This window comes from Synechococcus sp. MIT S9451 (assembly GCF_047304725.1).
Classification (GTDB): domain Bacteria; phylum Cyanobacteriota; class Cyanobacteriia; order PCC-6307; family Cyanobiaceae; genus Synechococcus_C.
In genome coordinates this window covers 415213-429524 of sequence record NZ_CP138971.1, presented here as the reverse complement: position 1 = coordinate 429524, position 14312 = coordinate 415213, and the positions used below count along the sequence as shown (strand labels likewise).

Genomic DNA, 14312 nt, shown 5'->3' with positions numbered 1-14312 from the left:
ATGAGAACCTATGCAGTTCTCAGGGTTCACCCCTTGAGAATTGAAACTATCCTGGTGTCCATGGCGCTGTGGTCCCACTCCGATCCATCTCGAACTCGGTTGTGAAACGCAGCAGCGGCGACGATATTTGGGGGGTAGCCCCCTGAGAAAATAGCTCGATGCCAGGTAAAACAATTCTCTTTTTCTGATGATTGCTTGTGCATTGTTGAGCAATGCCTGCAATCATCCTCAACCGAAGCCGCTCCTGATGGGGCGGCTTTTTTTGTGCTTTCAGTCAAGGCGATGGCCGCGCAACGGCGGCGCATCGCCTGGCGTCTTCTCCCTGAGCGAAAGAAGTTGCTTCATGTTGCTAGCGTTTGCTATGGCAAAAGTTGTCTGAATGAGTCGACGATCCAGATGGAAACGATTGCTGGGCTCACTCTGGCGGGCCTATGCGCGTTGGTGTCGTTATGACTGTGTGGATCTCAGTGCGGCATTTGCCTATTACACCCTGCAATCGATCTTCCCGCTGCTGCTGATTGTTCTTTCGATTGCCTCTTGGTTGCTTGGCCGCCAGGCTGGGCTTGCTGAGCAAATTGTTGATTACACGGCTGGCATTTTCCCCCCTTCCGTTGTTGCTCTTGTCCAGGAAACGCTGGATAAGCTCATGCGTCAGGGTGTTGGTGCTGGTTTGCTAGGTGCTGGTGTCTTGTTGGTAACGGCAACCAACGTTTATCTCACTTTGCAGCGCGGTGCTGATCGTATTTGGCAAGGTGTTTTGCCTCAGCAGCAGGATGATCGTCCTTGGCGGCAACAGGTATGGTTTTTCATCAAAGTGCGCCTTGAGGCGTTTGTTGTGGTGTTGTTAATTGGTTTACTGATTGTGGTTGATCAGATTAGTGCGAATCTGCGCATGATCCCAGCGGCGGCTTTAGCTGAGTTCGTGCAATCTGTTCCCTGGCTCGAAGGAGTTTTGCGCTATGTCCCTGTCTTGACATTCGGTCGCTTTTTGATTCCTTGTCTTGGATTTGCGGGAATGGCGCTCTTGCTGCAGTTTTTGCTGCCCAGCCGTCGTGTTCCGATCCGGCCGTTAATTCCAGGTGCTGTCTTGATTGGTGTGTTGTTGACGGTGCTCAACCTGGCCGTGAGTCGCAGTATTCTTTCGCTTGGATCTCGCTTCCAGGCGTATGGCGTGATCGGCAGTGTGTTGGTACTGACGCTTTGGGTCTGGATGATCGGTGTGGTGATCTATTTCGGACAGTGCTGGAGTGTGGAGATGGCCAAAGGGCGATTGCGCAGAAGCGGAGATCCGCACGTGAGGTTGGCCTCTGTGCCCGCAGGAATCGGCGACACTGAAGTCTGATCTGAGCCGTTGATCCCTTGCGTTCTCCGATTCCCCTGGTTTGGATCGCATTGTTGGCGCTGGTGCTGCTGCCGACGGCAGCCGGGCGGGTCTTGCTTGATCTTGCCGGCGGGTTTGTGCTTTTGATGCTTGCCTTGCCGTTCGTGCTGGGTGGGGTTGGTTGGATCGGCTGGAAGTTGATGCAGAGTCGGATGCGCACCTGCCCTGCCTGCGGCACCGTGAACTTTGCCCCTGCTGTGGTCTGTCAGATGTGCGGCACCGAACTGCCTTCTGGCTCAGGAGGCACGCCTGCGGATGGAGCCTCGACACAACGAACACAAGAGGTGTCTGTGCCGGCAAGTTCGGCCACCATCGACATCAGCGCTGAGGATGTGGACTGACGGTTAGGCCGTTTCCTGTTCCTGTTGCTGCAGTTCAGCCAGCCGGCATTCCCGCAGGAACAGGAACAGCGGTGCCCCGCAGGCAAAGGAGATGCTGAAACTGGCGATCAGGGCAATCCACCAGCGTTTCACCTTCAGCCTTTTCGCTTCTGCAACGATCCAGATGGTGATGCTTGAAGCGCCGATCAGAAGATCACGACTGAGGGAGCGGGCTGCAGGATTGATGTTTGCATCAGCAATGAATTGCTGGATGTCAAAGCCGTTGCCTCCGCTGGCCTGGATGAATTCAAGGTTGGCTTGCCAGGGAGCAACAGCCCCCAGTAGCGCCAGGAGTAGATAGACCCATCGCAGTCCTTTCGTCATCGAGTGCCACCGGCATCAAGGGGTGCTGTTTTCATGGTCTTTGGATCGAGCTGAAGCACCGTTTGCTCCACCTCCTCCAGAAGCCTCTCGCAGCGGTCGAGATAGATCTGGCCTCGTTGATAGGTCTGCTGAAGTTCCGCCAGGGGGATGCTGTCGTTCTGCAGTTGATTCAGGAGGAGATCCGCGGCCTGTAGAGCTTCCTCGTAGCTGAGGGCCTCCGCATCCTTCCGCCATTGTTTCAACGGGTCTTTGGTTGTCCTCGGGCCCATGAGAGTGGCGTCTCTGGCTTAACGCTAGGGGGTCAAAGAGTCGCTCGGCGCGACGTCTGGCACTGACTGCGGATCGCATTCTGTGCTTTGCGCTTTCACCCGAATCGAGCCGTCACTGAGTCGAACAACCAGCTCTTGCTCGGCCTCTACAGCGTTGACACTGCGAATGACGGCGCCGCTCGGTGATTCGAGGATGGCAAACCCGCGGGCCAGCCAGCGCTGGGGAGACAGGGCCTGCAACAGTTGCTTGCGCTGCTCCAGTTGGCTGCGACGCTGGATCAGAACGCTGGGAAGGCTGAGTTCCTGCCAGCTTTGCTGGCGTTCAGCAAGACGCTGTCGCTGTCGTTCCGTCCACCAGCTGCGATGGTTGGTGAGTTGCCGTCTTCGTTCACTGATCTGTAGCTGGGCTGTGTCCCGCGAGGGCAGCAGAGCCACCATGGCGGCTGTGGGTGTTGCGGCGCGGTGATCCGCCACGAGGTCTGCGACGGTGAGATCGTCTTCATGGCCGATCCCGGTCACCACTGGTACGGGGAAGCTGGCCAGGCTGCGACAGAGCCCTTCATCGTCGAACACCATCAGGTCTTCTCGACTGCCGCCTCCGCGTGCAAGAACCAGGGCGTCTGGTTGTAGGCCTGCTGATGCATTGCGCAGCTGCTGGAGAGCAGCCTTGATGCGATCCGCGACGTCTCCCTGAACAGGAATGGCCATCACAACCAATTCGGTTAGGGGCCAACGTTCCCTGGCGGTTCGCAGGATGTCGGCGAGGGCCGAGCTGGGAACACTGGTGAGCACCGCCACGCGCTGGGGGCTTTGGGGTAGAGGCCGCCGCCGGTTGGGATCGATCACCCCTTCGCTTTCCAGGAGCGAACGGACGGCCTCGAAACGGCGGAGCACCGTGCTCAGACTCGGACGCATATCCAGGACTTGCACCGCGAGGCTGGCGCGCGCTGCCCAGAAATTGAGCTTGCCAACCACGGTGACCCCTTCGCCATCGGCAGGGACGTAGTTGAGTTGCTTGAGTTTGGAGGCCCAGGCCACTGCCGTAATGCTTGCCTCACCGTCGGTGAGGGTCAGCCAGAGGTGGCCTTTTTTGACCTGGGGACGGGAGGCTGTGGCTTGCACCAGAAAACGAGGAGCAAAACCGCGTTCCAGTAGAGAGCCGATGGCGCCGTTGAGTTCCTGAACGGAATAGGTCGGGGGTGCGTCAGCGGTCAAGGCGTCGATAGGCCATGCCCCAGTAGAGACACAGCACGGCGAAGAACAGGGTGAGGAGCAATCCCCAGGGTTGAAGGATCTGGGTGGCGCTGATGGTGAACAGCACCAAAGCACTGCTGATCAACCGAGCGCCGTCACGGCGGTTATCGACAAAAAGTCGGGACAAGGCCAGTGGGCGGATGGCGATACTCTCGCGCAGCGCGGTCGGTTCCTTGGCATAAAAAGACCCCACCTTGGCTTGGCGGGGTTGGGCGACTCAGATGGGCTGAGTGGCTGAGCTGTCCTGGTGATTAGCCCAGGCCGATCTGGGTCAGAATTCCCTGACCGGTGAGCAGTTCGGTGCCAAGGCCGATGACGAAACCCATCATGGCTAGACGTCCGTTCCAGGTTTCAGCAAAGTTGACGAAACCAAAGCGAGTGTTGTCAGACATGAGTGGCAGCTCCAAGACTTGCTAAAGGTAACAAAAAATTGAGATCGCTTGACGAGGTGGCGATGAGTCGTTTGGGGGTCGCTTAATTCATGGCCTGGGCTTGCCTCCGTCGCGATGCAGTCTCGCTTTGGTCATGGCCGTCGCCGCGCTTGTGCGGGGGTCGTCGGGCCAGGGATGTTTCGGATACCGCCCCCTCATTTCGCGACGGACGTCTTGATAGCTGCCTTGCCAGAACCCTGCTAAATCCTGGGTTCGTTGTAGGGGGCGACCGGCTGGGGAGAGCAGCTCGATGGTGACGGGCAGGGCGTGATCGAGCAGATGGGGCCCTTGATCGCAGCCGAACATTTCCTGCAGTTTCACGGACAGCACCACCTCTTGATCGGTATAGCGCAGGCGCGCTGCGCGGCCGGAGGGGATCATCACTGTGGTTGGCAGGAGGCGATCCACGCGTTGTCGTTCACTCCAGTCCAGCCCGCCCCAGAGCGCCTCGATCAGCCCGTCTTCTTGAAGATCACGCCAGGCCATGCAGCCCATCAGTGCACTGCTCAGCCATGTTTCGGGTGCCTGGCGCAGATGGTCGACATCTCTGCAGGGCCAGGGCTCTCCGCGCTGAAGGTGGAGCAGCTGTAGGCGGGCCCGCAGCTGTTTGCTGGCCTCTCCCCAGGGCAGAAGGTTCAGCCCCTGCTCCTTGATGCATTCGAGCAAGAGTTGGCAGGCGGCCTCGGGAGATGGTTTCGGTCGCGTTTTGGTCTGCAGTCTCAGACCTCCGAGCAGCAGGGTGCTTTGGGCGCGGACGCTGCCGTTGGCCTCATCCCAGAACACAGTCGTCTGCCAATCCCCTTCCAGTTCAGCTCGCTCCACTAACCAGGCTTTCGCTAGGGGCAGGGCCAGTTGGATCTGGGCATTGCTGTGGCCTAGATCAAGGCGAGCCACGGCCAGTGCCTCCTGGCCGACCAGGGGGTCCTGTGGATGCAGGAGTGCCCCTCGTCCCTGACGCAATTGGTAGCGACCCGGTTGTTGCGCGCGTTGGAGAGCCAGCCACTCTGGAAATGCTGCCGCGATCAGGCTGGCGGCGATGGCCTCGTCTCCGTCTTGACTGGAGGGGGCGCTGGCCCAGCCCGGCAGCTCGGTCTCGGGCAACTCCGGAAGTGCTTTGACCTGTTGCTGCAGTTGCTTGCTGAGCCGGCGGATGGCGCCGACGCGTTCTCCTTTGCGTTCTCCCAGCAGCTGTAGGCGGGCCCCGAGGTCGACCCCGTGCTCCCGCGGGTTGAGAGGGTCGCGCTCGCTTAGGAGTGCGGCGAGGTCAGCGCCAAGCGTGCTGCACCCCCAGGCGCGGGCTTGAAGCAGAATCATCGCCAAGCGTGGGTGGGCGCCGAGTTGGGCGAGTTGACGGCCTGCCGCATTGAGGTTACCGGAGGCTGTTAGGGCTCCTTGAGCCTGCAGTTGTTGCTGCCCCTCCAAAAGGGCTGGGCGTGGTGGCGGGTCGAGCCAATGCAGTCCATCCCCCAGCCCGGAGCCCCAAGCTGCCAGGTCGAGGACTAGGGGTTGTGGGTCACTTCTCAGGAGTTCGGGAAGATCATGGCGCGGTCTGCGCTGTTGTTCTGCCTGCGACCAGAGGCGGATGCAGTGGCCAGGGCCCTGACGCCCGGCCCTGCCTCGGCGTTGGTCAGCACTGGCCACACTGGAGGGCACGGTGATCAGTCCTGCCATGCCACTGCCTGGGGAGTATTGGCTGTGGCGGCTGAGGCCGCTGTCGATCACGAGACGGACGCCGTCGATCGTGAGAGAGCTCTCCGCGATTGCCGTGGCAAGCACCACCCGACCATCGACATCGCGGCGGCAGGGGCGCAGCACTTGGCCTTGGCTTGCCAGGGGCTGCTGACCGTGGAGGCAGCAGATCTCCCAACCCTCAAGGGAAGGGGCTTTGGTGAGTTGCTCTCGGCAGCGCTCAAGCTCCCTGAGGCCAGGCAGAAACACCAGCAGGGTGGGAGGAGAGTCAGGGTCTCCCAGGTCGAGGCCATGCTTTTCGATGGCTCGGAGCACCGTGCGGTTGAGCTGTTCATCGGGGCGGGGCGGAAGGTGGTGGGTCTCCACCGGATAGGCGCGCCCTTGGCTCGTGAGGACGGTGGCCTTCGGTAATCGCGCTTGCAGGTCGCTGAGGTCCAGCGTCGCTGACATCAGCAGCAGCGAGAGGTCAGGACGCACCAGGGCTTGCGTGTCCCGCACCAGAGCCAGGGCTAGGTCGCTGTCGCGTCCCCGTTCGTGGAATTCGTCGAAGATCACGCAACCGATGCCCTCCAGCTCCGGGTCGGATTGCAGACGACGTAGAAACAGCCCTGAGGTGATCACCTCGAGGCGAGTTCGGCTGCTGCGCTGCTGTTCGTGGCGTACGGCGTAGCCGACCTGCTCTCCCAATGGCTCGTTCAGTTGATCCGCCAAGCGAGTGGCTGCCGCCTTGGTGGCGAGTCGCCGCGGCTCAAGCATGAGCAGCTTGCCCTTGATCGGGGGCAGGTTCGGCCAGCATCCGAGCAGGGCCAGGGGTGCCCGTGTGGTTTTGCCGGCTCCCGGGGGGGCCTGCAGAAGAACAATGGAGCCTGGACTCAGGTGCTGACGTAGCTCCGGCAGCAGGGAGTCAATTGGGAACGAACCCGATGGGGCGTGAGGCAACGGGTTTGCAGTCAGCTGAAGAGATTGAGCAGGCCGACGAGCAGCAGGCTGCTGACGGCACCGAGGGCGGCCAGCAGCCGCACAAGAGGACCGAGAGAGGCTTTGAGCGTGGCCATAAAGAAAACCTTAAGGGCCGTACTCCTTCTGTCTACTTTGTCTGGATGCGGTGTGCCGTAGTCATTCGCACGCCTTCACAGGATTGGGTGGCGTGGGTGTCTTCCTAGGGCTTAGCGCACGTGGCGAGCGCCATCGACGGGGTGGTATTCCTCGCCAGTGAGCTCTTCATAAACAATGGCTGGGAGTCCTGTCTCAAACATTGTTTGGAGGGCTTCCTTCAGATAAGGGTTCCAGCCTCCGGTGCTCACTTGACCGTGGCGCACTGTCCAGTCCCAGGTGCCCTGGAGGTCGCGAGGGATGCGGCCTTCGCGGTCACGGCGGGCTACCAGGTCAAGGGATTCCACTAGGCCCACCTGGATTGGCTCCTTGCCATAGGACGGGGTGAGGCTCAACTCAAGGCGCACGGGGTCATCCTTGAGCATGTGCAGCCGAAAGCGCGGAGGCAATTTCACGGATTTGATCACCGCTGCCACGATCCGTGTTCGTTGATCCACCTGGGAGTCCCCCTACGAGTCCAATCGGCGCTTTCATGGCAGCCTTTGCACCAACCTTATTCAGTCGGCGTTCTCTGAGGGCTCTTGGTCGCCGCTGAATCGCACCGTCAGCAGATCTTCGTCAGTGAGGCGACCGTCTTGGTCGAGCAACTCGGGATGCACCGTGACCTTCCCGGTTCGATCCTTATCAGGGTTGGCAGCCTTGAAGCCTTGGCCCATCACCTTGAAGGCCTGCCAAAGCAGCAGCACAAAAACGGTGCCGTAGATCAGGGGAAACAGGCTGTTCAGCATGGTGAAGAGTCGAGGCGAGCTGTCCGAGGCTGAGGACTGGGATCGGGGCGTGTCTCAATCATCGCCGTTCTGGTCGCATCCGGTCACGTCTGCGGCGTCGAAGCTCGCGGATCTTCGTCTACATCCCTTCTACCGTCAGTCGATCGTGTCCACTGAGTTGTCGCTCATGACGGGACTCCGTTCCTTGCCGGTGATCGTCTCTGCTGCCGCCCTGGCGATACCTCTGCTCCCATTGGCGACTCCCTCTCCAGTGCTGGCGCGCTCGGCCGCTCAGGCTCTGATTGCCCCAAGATCGTTTGTGGCGGAGGCGGTCAAGCGCAGCGGGCCTGCCGTTGTCACCCTGGAAACCCAGCGGACCGTGCAAACCGGCGGTGGGATCCCCGGCCTGCCACAGGGGCTGCTGATGGATCCTTTCTTCCGGCGTTTTTTCGGCCTTCAGGGATCTGCTGTGCCGCGGTCTCGCGTTGAGAGGGGCCAGGGAAGTGGCGTGATCTTTGATGCGTCAGGGCTTGTCCTCACCAATGCTCACGTGGTCGAGAACACCGACCAAGTGATCGTGGGCCTCCCCGATGGTCGTCGGGTGTCCGGCCAAGTGCTCGGACAAGACAGCCTCACTGATCTGGCAGTCGTGCGTCTTGATCAGGAGGGCCCCTGGCCCATCGCTCCTCTTGGAGACTCTGATCAATTGCTGGTCGGAGACTGGGCGATCGCTGTTGGCAATCCTTTTGGTCTTGAGAACACCGTGACGCTCGGCATCATTAGCAACCTCAATCGCAATGTGTCCCAGCTGGGAATTTCCGGAAAGCGCTTAGATCTGATTCAGACGGATGCCGCCATTAATCCCGGTAATTCCGGTGGCCCCCTGCTCAATGCAGCGGGTGAAGTGGTTGGGATCAACACCCTGGTCCGCTCTGGTCCAGGCGCTGGCCTCGGCTTCGCCATTCCGATCAATCGGGCTCGCACCATTGCCGGCCAGTTGGTCAGCACTGGGCGCGCCAGTCATCCGATGGTGGGGATCGGCTTGTCCTCGGTGCCCTCACCGCAACCCGGTGCTCCTGCTCCGCTAGGCGCTGTGGTCCGATCGTTGGTGCCTGCTGGGCCTGCTGCCCAGGCTGGCCTGCAGTTGGGGGATGTGATCGTTTCGATCGGCGGATCACGGGTCAGTGGACCCGCTGATGTCGTCACGGCGGTGGACCGCCATGGCGTGGATCGGCCGTTGAATCTGGTTGTCGACCGTGATGGTCAGGCCCTTCAGGTGACGATGACGCCGGTCGAGATGAGCGGCCTGCAACCTTGATCAGGCGTCAGAATCGCGTAATTGGTCCACGCAGCGGGTGATGCATTCCCCGTCATCAAGGGAGCAAGTGGTGATGCACTGGAAATAGGTCTCCACGGAGTCCCATGTGTTCTCATGCTGCTGATCGGCGTCGCTGCCGCGGTTGTTCAGGCCGTCATGGTTGGGCTGGATGCTTGTCATGACAGGCCTCGAACAATGAAATCAGCCTATGTACACAAAACCTGTGGGTAAAGCGAAATAAGTCTTCCTGCCTAACCAAGCATGAAGTTTCGTCTTGCGTTGGCCAGATTCTCTGTTACTGGCCCTTTTTGCGTTTCGCCTGTTTCTGCTTCTGTTTTTGCTGATTGGCTTTGCGTTTGGCGTCTCGATCAGCAGCAGCTTGGGCTTGCTTGGCCTGCGCAGCTTCCTCGTCTTTCTTCTGGAGGTAGTAGTCGTAATCGCCGCGATAGAGGATGAGCTCGCCATCGCGCAGTTCAACAATCCGATTGGCGACACGGGAGATGAAATAGCGGTCGTGCGAGACGAGAAGCGCTGCCCCTTCGTAGTCGCAAAGAGCCGACTCCAGCATCTGCTTGGCTGGAATATCCAGGTGGTTGGTGGGTTCGTCAAGCACCAGCAGGTTGCAGGGGCTGAGCAGCATCAACGCCAGGGCTAGGCGTGCTTTTTCGCCCCCGCTGAGTTGCCCTACCTCCTTGAAGACGCTGTCGTTGCTGAAGCAGAAGCTGCCCAGCAGTGAGCGCACTTGGGTCTGAGTCCAGTCGGGCACGGCTTCGAACAAGGTGTCAATCACCGTTTTGCTCAGGTCCAGGGCTTCGGCCTGGTTTTGCTCGAAGTAACTGGCAATGATGTTGTGCTCGCCGAGCCTTGCACTGCCTTCATCGGGTCTCTCCAGTCCCATCACCAGGCGCAGCAGCGTGGATTTGCCGGCCCCGTTGGGGCCCACGAAGGCGATGCGGTCACCTCGCTCTATTTCCAGTTCTGCCCCCAAAAAAAGGATGTGATCTCCGTAGGAATGGGTGAGATTGTCAATGCGAGCAACCTCTCGGCCGGAGCGAGGCGCAGCGGGAAATTGAAAGCTGGGGCCACTGATGCTTTCGATTGGTGCATCCACGAGTGCAACCTTCTCAAGCTGCTTTTCACGACTTTTGGCCTGGGTGCTGCGGGTGGCGCTAGCTCTGAAGCGGTCGATATAGGCCTGTTGGGTGGCGAGCTCTTTTTGTTGTCGGTCGTAGGCGGCCTGCGTTGCTTCCAGTTCCTGTGCTTTCTGTTCGAGGTGGGCGGTGTAATTGCCGAGGTAGGAACGTGAGATCCCTCGCTCTGTGCTCACGATCTGATTGCAGATCCGGTCGAGGAAGGTGCGGTCGTGGCTGATGACCACAAGGGCCGCCGTCTGTTCGGTGAGGTAACCCTCCAGCCATTGGATTGTTTCCACATCCAGGTGGTTGGTGGGTTCGTCGAGAAGCAGTAGGTCTGGGTCCTGAAGCAGGATCTTCCCCAGGGCGATGCGCATTTGCCAGCCGCCTGAGTAGTCGGCCACGGTGCGTTCGGCACCCTCCGGGGTGAAGCCGATTGTGGGCAGAAGTTTGTCGATGCGCGCCTCCAGCTCATAGCCGTGCAGGCCTTCGAAGCGCGCCTGCAGCCGGCCGAGCTCGTGGATCAGCTGGTCAAGTTGCTCAGGATCGTCTTGGGCCTGCTGCGATCCCATCGCTGTTTCCACCTCGCGCTGGCGATTGAGGACGGCTGCAGCCTCGCCGAAAGCCTGGAACAGTTCCTCGCGCACTGTGCGCTTGAGGTCCACATCGAATTCCTGTTGGAGGTAGGCGATCCGGGGTTCCCCTTGGCGGACGACTTGTCCGGATGAGGGTTCTTCCAGCCCAGCGATCAGTCGCAGCTGTGTGGATTTCCCAGCGCCGTTGACGCCAACCAGGCCAATCCGGTCGCCGGCCTTGACCTCCCAGGTCACATCACGCAGCACCTCCCCAGTGGGATAGATCTTGCTGACGCGCTCCAGTCTCAGCACAGGGAAGGGGGCAGGCGGTTCTCATCATCCCGTGCGGGGGGTGCGATGCAGACTGGGAAGCCGAGAAGGGATCCCTTGGGCCATGCGCCGACTCGAACAGATCACCGCAGTGGTGGTGGCTGCCGGCCTGGCGATCGTCAGCTACTGGTTGTTCTTCAGCTGGGCCGACGGTGGTGGCTACCGCCGCAACAAACAGCTGTCGGATCCAACGGCAAACCAGGAACGCACAATGCCTGACAAGGATCAGGGCGGTCTTCCGTGATCCTCGAGCCTTGGGTTGCGCCTCAGAGGCCTCCTCGGGCCTTGATCAGCCATTGCTTGGTGGAGTCGTCATCCAGGCTCTTGATGTGAGCCTTCACGTCTTCCGGGCTGACGGGAAGCCCCATGGACTCGCCGAGTTCGCAGATCGCCGAGATGGCGCCTGAGGGGTTTTGTAAGGCTTGGCGGAAGAGCCCGTTGGTGAGCGCATGGTCGCTCTCGATCCGGCGATAGAGCTCAGCGGCGTTGCTCATGGAGGCGGAATTAGCTCGACTCAACGCTATTCCTCCTGGATGGTTTTGGGCTGAGGCTGTTGCGTTCTGCTCAGGCTGCAAGGTCGAGATCGGCATCGCGTAGGCCAGTGGCTGATGCGTCTTCCATGCTGCGGGCGTCCATGCACAGAACCTTTCTCAACTGGGCATAGTTCGCGGCCTGTGAACGACGCCCTTCCTGGACAGCGCTGTACTCAGCCCGTTGCAACACATGGTGGAGGTGCGTGAGCAGATAGGTGCTGATCACGGCTGACACCAGCACATCGCTGTGTTCCTGGCTGCGGCGTGGCCGCCTGGCATTGCTGTTTTGGCTGCTGCTTTGGCCGGCGGCTTTCGCTTTGGACCGTGCGGGTGACCGTGCTGGCTGGGCGCTGTCTGCCCCCGCTGTGATGGCGCGGGTTGCGCGACGACGGGGAGGCCTGCTTGGTAGTTCAGGGACCTGAATGCCGCTGGCTTTTGGCTTTTGGACAGCTGGGGTTTGGGTTGTTTCCCCGGCGCTGGACGCCTGGCTGGCTGATCGGGGCATGGGCTCTCCGGAGGGGTGAGCGGTGTGCTGAAGAATGACCACAGCATAGTGCTGGATACTACCCTTGCGCATCTCAGTACACTTTTTAGTAGCTGTGATGCTTTCTGGGGCATGGCCACCCGCCAAACCTCATCGAGTGGGAAGACGAAGTCCCCTCGAATCCAGGTCGTGCTGCCTGAGGAGCTGTGTGTGCGCCTGTCGGCCTTGGCCGACCAGGAATCGCGCACGGTGAGCAACATGGCCAAGGTGCTGATTCAGCAGGGCCTCCAGCGCTTGGAGCAGAGCGAGGTCTCGACACCGCCAGCGAGTGCCCAGGCCTCGGTCGTGCCTCCTGCGTCAGCGCAGATCTTGCCTCGCAATGCTGAACAGATCCGCTCAGAGTTAGAAGCTCAGCCCCCCCGTCGCTTGCGCGGGGCTCCTCGTCGGTTGCGCCTTTACAAACCCAGCTGATGCGGCGGAGCTGATGGGTCCTAGCTGATGCGTTCGTGTTCTCCGGATTCAGAAGCCAGGAGGATTCGCAATCACGCCAAGCACGCTGCGTCCTCGGGCGCCTGTTACCGCAGGCGCATTGCCAGGGTGCTGCTGGTGGTGCCACCAGGCCAAGAGCGCAAACACAAGGGCTTCACGGCTGTCCGCCGGTAGATCCAGTTCGTCGCTGCAGCGGACGCGCGTGCCACGACAACGTTGTTCCAGTTCGCGCATCAGGATGGGGTTGCGACAGCCCCCCCCGGCGGCGACCAACTCCTGGGGTCGCGGTAAGCCTCGCTCCACCATCTGATTGATGTCTTGGGCGACCACCGCTGCCGAGAAGGCGGTAAGGGTGGCGATGCAGTCGTCAGCGTTCTTGGGGTTTAGGTCTTTGAGTCGGCGCTGGAGATCCTGGCGGCCGAAGAGTTCACGGCCCGTGGATTTCGGTGGGGGCTGATGCAGGTAGGGCTCTTCAAGCCAGCGATGTAAAGCCGCTTCATCCACCTGTCCTCGACTGGCTCGCTGACCGTCTTTGTCGACGCGGTCTCTGCCGCCGCTGAAGTGCTCCACCGCCAGATCAATCAGCGTGTTGGCAGGTCCGCAGTCCCATCCGAGTACATCGGCTTTGCGATCCGGGCCTTGGGCCGGAGGGATCAGGGTGAGATTGGCAATGCCTCCGAGGTTGAGTAATGCCCGCCAGCCCGTCGCCGCTCCAAGCAGCGCGGCATCTGCCATCGGCACCAGAGGTGCCCCCTGTCCACCCAGGGCGAGGTCGGCGGCGCGGAAGTCATGCACCACAGGTCGCTTGAGGATCTGGGCAAGCAGAGGTGCCTGCAGCATCTGCCAACTGGCCCCTCTGCGGCCGTCACGGTTGGTTGTGGAGGCTGGGGGGCGATGCCAAACCGTCTGGCCATGGCAGCCCACCAGCGCGGCTCGGCCCTCAGGATCACAGGCCTGGGCGGCCGCCGCCTGATGCTCGGTGATGGCTTCCGTGAGGTCGAGTAGATCGGAGGCCGTGTGCGGCACCCCCTGGCCTACAGCAAGGATTCGTTCCTGGAGCGGTGCTGGATAGGCGATCGACGCTTGTCGGATGAGCGACCAGCGGGGGTGTTGGGGGGAACCGTTGAACGAGGCCAGCACTGCATCCACCCCATCGGCGCTTGTGCCGCTCATGAGGCCCACAACGTGCATGTTGCTTAGTCCTTTGGCAGATCCTGCAGATCGTCGATCAGGCCCATCACCACCAAGACATTGTCTTCCACCAGCATGTGCGAGGCCGGCGGGTTCACCGTTAGCTCCTTGGCAGGCCCTGCCGCGAGCACGTTGACGCGGTAGTTCTTGCGCAGATTGAGATCGCGTAGGGAACGTCCAACAAATCGACTGGGCACCTTGATCTCTTCGATGCAGTGCCGTTCATCCAATTCCAACCGCTCCATCAGGTTGGGCCGGACCAGTTCCAAGCCAAGACGCTCTCCCTGCATGCGTGACGGGAAGACAACCCGGTCTGCGCCGACGCGTTTGAGCATCTTCTCGTGCAGATCACTGGTCGCCCTGGCGATCACCCGACGCACCCGGGTTCCTTCGCTGTCTTTGGCGATCAGCGTGGCCGTAATGCTGGCTTCGATGGGTTCGCTGATCGCAATCACCACGGTGTTCATGGCGAGGATGCCTGCTTCCCTCAGCGATTCCTCATCGGTGCAGTCGACGACCCGAGCTTCCACGGATGGAAGTTGCTGCCTCAGTTCTTCAATTGCCCTTGCAGACCGGTCAACCGCCAAAACCTCAGCCCCGTTTTGGAGCAGTTGCTGGCAGACCGCAGTGCCAAAACGGCCCACTCCCACAATCCCGAAGCTCTCAAGTTGATCGCCCTGGGTGGGAGACCAATGCCACCACTCCCTCATG

The 14312-nt window shown here is 60.7% G+C and carries 19 protein-coding genes and 1 rRNA gene; 6 read left to right on the top strand and 14 right to left on the bottom strand.

Annotation, left to right across the window (positions count from 1 at the left end):
- Window positions 1–50 precede the first annotated feature (50 nt).
- From rrf to SIB72_RS02415, 3 genes are all read left to right on the top strand, one after another.
- Window positions 51–167: ribosomal RNA gene (rrf, locus tag SIB72_RS02425) — 5S ribosomal RNA — on the top strand.
- Between the two features lie 212 nt (window positions 168–379).
- Window positions 380–1342, top strand: a complete 963-nt coding sequence (locus tag SIB72_RS02420; protein WP_115118342.1) for a YihY/virulence factor BrkB family protein — start codon at window positions 380–382, stop codon at window positions 1340–1342.
- A gap of 17 nt (window positions 1343–1359) precedes the next feature.
- Window positions 1360–1722 (top strand): zinc finger Ran-binding domain-containing protein, encoded by a 363-nt coding sequence (locus SIB72_RS02415; RefSeq protein WP_115118343.1) that lies wholly within the window; start codon window positions 1360–1362, stop codon window positions 1720–1722.
- A 3-nt stretch (window positions 1723–1725) separates the two neighbouring features.
- Here SIB72_RS02415 and SIB72_RS02410 read toward each other — a convergent pair whose 3' ends face one another.
- The 8 genes from SIB72_RS02410 to SIB72_RS02375 form a co-directional block, all read right to left on the bottom strand.
- Window positions 1726–2085 carry a DUF2834 domain-containing protein gene (locus tag SIB72_RS02410; protein ID WP_115118344.1) on the bottom strand — a complete coding sequence of 120 codons (360 nt, stop codon included), beginning with the start codon at window positions 2083–2085 and terminating at the stop codon, window positions 1726–1728.
- On the bottom strand, window positions 2082–2354 hold the full coding sequence (xseB, locus tag SIB72_RS02405; protein WP_413744475.1) for an exodeoxyribonuclease VII small subunit: 273 nt from the start codon (window positions 2352–2354) through the stop codon (window positions 2082–2084). Before xseB ends, SIB72_RS02410 begins: the two co-directional genes overlap by 4 nt.
- 24 nt (window positions 2355–2378) lie before the next feature.
- Window positions 2379–3569: an exodeoxyribonuclease VII large subunit gene (gene xseA, locus SIB72_RS02400; protein ID WP_413744474.1), complete on the bottom strand. Its 1191-nt coding sequence runs from the start codon at window positions 3567–3569 to the stop codon at window positions 2379–2381.
- A complete protein-coding gene (locus SIB72_RS02395; protein WP_170955730.1) occupies window positions 3559–3735 on the bottom strand; it encodes a hypothetical protein in 177 nt (58 codons plus the stop codon). Before SIB72_RS02395 ends, xseA begins: the two co-directional genes overlap by 11 nt.
- 124 nt (window positions 3736–3859) lie before the next feature.
- Window positions 3860–4000, bottom strand: a complete 141-nt coding sequence (locus SIB72_RS02390; RefSeq protein ID WP_115118484.1) for a chlorophyll a/b-binding protein — start codon at window positions 3998–4000, stop codon at window positions 3860–3862.
- Between the two features lie 87 nt (window positions 4001–4087).
- A complete protein-coding gene (gene hrpB, locus SIB72_RS02385; protein ID WP_413744473.1) occupies window positions 4088–6667 on the bottom strand; it encodes an ATP-dependent helicase HrpB in 2580 nt (859 codons plus the stop codon).
- Between the two features lie 227 nt (window positions 6668–6894).
- Window positions 6895–7278 carry a hypothetical protein gene (locus tag SIB72_RS02380; RefSeq protein WP_115017609.1) on the bottom strand — a complete coding sequence of 128 codons (384 nt, stop codon included), beginning with the start codon at window positions 7276–7278 and terminating at the stop codon, window positions 6895–6897.
- Between the two features lie 60 nt (window positions 7279–7338).
- On the bottom strand, window positions 7339–7569 hold the full coding sequence (locus SIB72_RS02375) for a DUF2973 domain-containing protein (RefSeq protein WP_413744472.1): 231 nt from the start codon (window positions 7567–7569) through the stop codon (window positions 7339–7341).
- A gap of 166 nt (window positions 7570–7735) precedes the next feature.
- On the opposite strand from SIB72_RS02375, the gene SIB72_RS02370 reads away from it, so the two are divergent.
- Complete coding sequence (locus tag SIB72_RS02370; protein WP_413745164.1) at window positions 7736–8866, top strand: trypsin-like peptidase domain-containing protein; 1131 nt, start codon at window positions 7736–7738, stop codon at window positions 8864–8866.
- Here SIB72_RS02370 and SIB72_RS02365 read toward each other — a convergent pair whose 3' ends face one another.
- On the bottom strand, window positions 8867–9046 hold the full coding sequence (locus SIB72_RS02365; protein ID WP_115118350.1) for a hypothetical protein: 180 nt from the start codon (window positions 9044–9046) through the stop codon (window positions 8867–8869).
- Window positions 9047–9161: 115 nt separating this feature from the next.
- A complete protein-coding gene (locus tag SIB72_RS02360; RefSeq protein ID WP_413744471.1) occupies window positions 9162–10886 on the bottom strand; it encodes an ABC-F family ATP-binding cassette domain-containing protein in 1725 nt (574 codons plus the stop codon).
- Between the two features lie 82 nt (window positions 10887–10968).
- Between SIB72_RS02360 and SIB72_RS02355 the strand changes: the two genes are divergently transcribed.
- A complete protein-coding gene (locus SIB72_RS02355; protein ID WP_115118352.1) occupies window positions 10969–11148 on the top strand; it encodes a hypothetical protein in 180 nt (59 codons plus the stop codon).
- Window positions 11149–11170: 22 nt separating this feature from the next.
- Here SIB72_RS02355 and SIB72_RS02350 read toward each other — a convergent pair whose 3' ends face one another.
- Both SIB72_RS02350 and SIB72_RS02345 read right to left on the bottom strand, forming a co-directional pair.
- Entirely contained in the window at window positions 11171–11398 is a 228-nt protein-coding gene (locus SIB72_RS02350; RefSeq protein WP_115118353.1) for a hypothetical protein, read from the bottom strand.
- Between the two features lie 70 nt (window positions 11399–11468).
- The gene (locus SIB72_RS02345; protein ID WP_115118488.1) at window positions 11469–11807 is read right to left on the bottom strand and encodes a hypothetical protein; all 339 of its coding nucleotides are present in this window, start codon (window positions 11805–11807) and stop codon (window positions 11469–11471) included.
- Window positions 11808–12053: 246 nt separating this feature from the next.
- On the opposite strand from SIB72_RS02345, the gene SIB72_RS02340 reads away from it, so the two are divergent.
- On the top strand, window positions 12054–12392 hold the full coding sequence (locus tag SIB72_RS02340) for a ribbon-helix-helix domain-containing protein (protein WP_413744470.1): 339 nt from the start codon (window positions 12054–12056) through the stop codon (window positions 12390–12392).
- A 48-nt stretch (window positions 12393–12440) separates the two neighbouring features.
- Here the strand turns inward: SIB72_RS02340 and SIB72_RS02335 are convergent, their stop codons facing one another.
- Together SIB72_RS02335 and SIB72_RS02330 are read right to left on the bottom strand one after the other, a co-directional pair.
- The gene (locus SIB72_RS02335; protein WP_413744469.1) at window positions 12441–13601 is read right to left on the bottom strand and encodes an anhydro-N-acetylmuramic acid kinase; all 1161 of its coding nucleotides are present in this window, start codon (window positions 13599–13601) and stop codon (window positions 12441–12443) included.
- Between the two features lie 5 nt (window positions 13602–13606).
- Complete coding sequence (locus SIB72_RS02330) at window positions 13607–14311, bottom strand: potassium channel family protein (RefSeq protein ID WP_115118356.1); 705 nt, start codon at window positions 14309–14311, stop codon at window positions 13607–13609.
- Window position 14312 lies beyond the last annotated feature (1 nt).